Source organism: Streptomyces sp. NPDC003691 (assembly GCF_053981115.1).
Genome location: NZ_JBSFNQ010000198.1, coordinates 1 through 4,160, shown reverse-complemented (window position 1 = coordinate 4,160; position 4,160 = coordinate 1). Strand labels below are relative to the sequence as shown.

General features: G+C 67.9%; 1 protein-coding gene. It reads left to right on the top strand.

Going from position 1 to position 4,160, the window contains the following annotated elements; translation table 11 throughout:
* On the top strand, positions 1–4,160 hold a 4,160-nt coding region (locus ACWDR0_RS34655), incomplete at both ends, for an amino acid adenylation domain-containing protein (protein ID WP_456355814.1).

Sequence of the window (4,160 nt, the reverse complement as noted above, 5' to 3'; positions counted from 1 at the left end):
CCTGACCGGCGAACGCTTCGTGGCCTGCCCTCACGGTTCCGGTGGTGAGCGGATGTACCGGACGGGTGACCTGGCCCGCTGGACGGACGATGGGCAGCTCGTGTTCGCCGGGCGTGCGGACGACCAGGTGAAGGTCCGCGGTTTCCGGATCGAGCCGGGTGAGGTCGAAGCCGCACTCCTCACGCATCCTGATGTGACGCAGGCCGCGGTTATCGTCCGCGACAGCGCTCTGGTCGCTTATGTGGTCTCAGCGGACACGGACGGGCTGCGGGAGTTCGTCGCCGGACGGTTGCCGGAGTATATGGTCCCGGCCGCCTTCGTCACCCTCGCCGAGCTGCCGCTGACCGTGAACGGCAAGCTCGACCGTACGGCCCTCCCTGCTCCCGACTTCACCTCGGACGGGGGCCGGGCCCCGGCATCCGTCCAGGAGGAGATCCTCTGCGCGGTCTTCGCCGACGTCCTCGGCCTGGACACGGTCGGCGTGGACGACAACTTCTTCGAACTCGGCGGCCACTCCCTCCTCGCTGTGTCGTTGGTGGAGCGGTTGCGGCAGCGGGGCGTTTCGGTATCGGTGCGCGCGTTGTTCGAGGCACCGACTCCGGCGGGCCTGGCGGGTGCGGCGGGTGAGGTGGCCGTGCCGGTGCCGGAGAATCTGATTCCGGACGGTGCGGTGCGGATCGTGCCGGAGATGCTGTCGCTGGTCGAGCTGGACCAGGCGGAGATCGACCGGATCGTCGCGACCGTCGAGGGCGGCGCCGCGAACATCGCGGACATCTACCCCCTCGCCCCGCTCCAGGAAGGCATGCTCTTCCACCACCTCATGGCAGGTGCCGGTGGAACGGATGTGTATGTCACCGTACGCATGCTGGAATTCGATTCCCGGGTGCGCCTCGATGACTTCGCCGAGGCCCTTCAGCAGGTGATCGACCGCCACGACATCTATCGCACCTCCGTGGTCTGGGACGGACTGCGCGAGCCGGTCCAGGTCGTCTGGCGGAACGTCGTAGTCCCCGTGGTCGAGCACATCCTGCCGCTCGACGTCGCTCCGGGGGCGGCAACCGCGGAAGCCTTCCTGTCTGCTGTCGGCCTGACGATGGACCTGAACCGAGCCCCGCTCATGGACCTGCATATCGCGGAGACGGCGGGCGGCCGCTGGACTGCCCTGGTACGGATGCACCACATGCTCCAGGACCACTTGGGCAAGGACGTCCTGCTGCGCGAGCTGCAAACGGTTCTCGACGGAGAGTTCGACCGACTGGCGCCTCCGGTGCCGTTCCGGAACTTCGTGGCCAGGACCCGTCGTGTGCCCAGGGCCGAGCACGCCCGGTACTTTGCGGAGTTGCTGGGCGATGTGACGGAACCGACCGCCCCTTACGGGGTGCTCGACGTACGCCGTGACGGCAGTGATGCCCATACGGAGACACTGACCGTGACGCACGGGGTTGCCGAACGACTCCACCAAACGGCGCGTCGGCTGGGTGTCAGCACGGCCACCGTGCTCCATGTCGCATGGGCCCGGGTGGTCGGTGCGCTGTCCGGCCGGGACGACGTGGTATTCGGCACGGTTCTGTTCGGCCGGATGAACGTCGGCGAAGGAGCCGACAGGGTGCCGGGCCCGTTCATCAACACCCTCCCGGTGCGGGTACGCACGGGCAACACGGACGTTCGCTCGGCCGTCGACCAGATGAGGGTGCAACTGGCGTCGCTGCTTGCGCACGAGCACGCACCGCTCGCGGTGGCCCAACAGGCCAGCGGTATTCCCGGCAACACGCCGCTTTTCACCTCTCTTTTCAATTACTGGCACGGCGGTGGCCAGGACGAGGAGGGCCGGACGGCGCCGCAGTCGATGGCTGGAATACGTGCGGTCTCGTCTCGTGACCGCACCAACTACCCGCTGACTGTGGCCGTCAACGATTTCGGACCGGGCAATCTCGGATTTGCTGTTGAAGCAGTGGCGCCAGTGGATGCCGCCGCAGTTGCCCGGATGTTCGGGACTGCGGTGGAGAGCGTCGTCGAGGCGCTGGAAGGTGCACGGGACGGAGCCGCGGAGACCGCGCTCGACTCCATAGCCATTCTGAATCCCGTTGAGCGGGGTCGGGTGCTGAGTGAGTGGAATGCGACCGGGGTGGATGTGGGTTCGGCGGGGTCGGTGTTGGGGTTGTTCGAGGGGTGGGTGGCTGCGGATCCGGATGGGGTTGCGGTGGTGGCTGATGGGGCGCGGGTGTCGTATGCGGAGTTGGATGCTGCGGCGGGTCGGCTGGCTTCGTATCTGCGGAGTCGTGGTGTGGGTGTGGAGTCGGTGGTGGGCCTGCGCCTGGGCCGCGGAGTCGAGATGGTTATCGGCATTCTGGGGGCGTGGAAGGCAGGGGCGGCGTATGTGCCGGTGGATGGTTCGCTGCCGGTGGAGCGGCAGGAGTTCATGCTGGCGGATTCGGGTGCGGGTGTGGTGGTGGGTGCGGAGGAGTTGGCGGCTTCGGCTGTGTGTGAGCCGGTGGCTTCGGTGGCTGTGAACTCGTCCGGGTTGGCGTATGTGATTTATACGTCGGGTTCTTCGGGGGTTCCGAAGGGTGTGGCGGTTGCGCACGGTTCTTTGGTGAACCTGGTGTCGGTGTTCGGTCCGGTGATGGGTGCGGGCCCTGGTGCCGGGGTGTTGCAGTTTGCTTCCTTCGGGTTCGATGCGTCGGTGCTGGATGTGGCGGTGGCGCTGTCGTCTGGTGCGGGGTTGTGGATTGCGTCGGAGGGGCAGCGGGAGGAGCCGTCGCGGCTGGCGGAGCTGGAGGGGGTGACTGCGGCGTCGGTGGTGCCGTCGCTGCTCGGGGTGATCGATCCGGCAGTTCTCGGGCGGGTGGGGACGCTGCTGGTGGGGGCTGAGGCGATTGGTGAGTCGGCGGCGCGGTTGTGGTCGTCGGGCCGGCGGCTGGTGAATACGTACGGTCCGACGGAGGCGACGGTGATGGTCGCTGCTTCCGACGTGGATCCGGACCGGCCGGGTGTGGTGCCGTTCGGCCGTCCGGTTGCGAACACCCGGCTTTATGTTCTGGACGGGCGTCTTGAGCCGGTGCCGGTGGGTGTTGCGGGTGAGCTGTATGTGGCGGGTGCCGGGCTGGCACGTGGCTATGTGAACCGCCCAGGGCTGACCGGCGAGCGTTTTGTGGCCTGCCCGCACGGTCCCGGTGGTGAGCGGATGTACCGGACGGGTGACCTGGCCCGCTGGACGGACGACGGGCAGCTCGTGTTCGCCGGGCGTGCGGACGACCAGGTCAAGATCCGCGGTTTCCGGATCGAGCCCGGTGAGGTCGAAGCCGTACTCCTCACCCACCCTGACGTGACGCAGGCCGCGGTCATCGTCCGCGACAGCGCCCTGATCGCCTACGTGGTCGCACCGGACACAGACGGGCTGCGGGAGTTCGTCGCCGGACGGCTGCCGGAGTACATGGTTCCGGCCGCCTTCGTCGCCCTCCCTGAACTCCCCCTGACCGTGAACGGCAAGCTGAACCGCGAGGCTCTCCCCGCGCCGGAGTTTGCAGTCGGTACCGGAAGAGCCCCTGCCTCCGTGCAGGAGGAGATCCTCTGCGCGGTCTTCGCCGATGTCCTCGGCCTGAACACGGTCGGCGTGGACGACAACTTCTTCGAACTCGGCGGCCACTCGCTTCTGGCTGTGTCGTTGGTGGAGCGGTTGCGGCAGCGGGGCGTTTCGGTATCGGTGCGCGCGTTGTTCGAGGCACCGACTCCGGCGGGCCTGGCGGGTGCGGCGGGTGAAGCGGCCGTGCCGGTGCCGGAGAATCTGATTCCGGACGGTGCGGTGCGGATCGTGCCGGAGATGCTGTCGCTGGTCGAGCTGGACCAGGCGGAGATCGACCGGATCACGGCCACCGTTGACGGCGGAGCCGCGAACATCGCGGACATCTACCCCCTCGCGCCGCTCCAGGAAGGCATGCTCTTCCACCACCTCATGGCACAGGGCAGCGCCGACGCCTATGTGACCGTGCGCGTCATCGAGTTCGACTCGGCCGAGCGGCTGAACTCCTTCACCGCGGCTCTTCAGCAGGTGGTGGACCGGCACGACATCTATCGCACGGGCATCGTCTGGGACGGTCTGCGCGAGCCGGTCCAGGTCGTCCGGCGCCGCGCGACCCTCCCCGTTGTCGAGCACCCGCTCG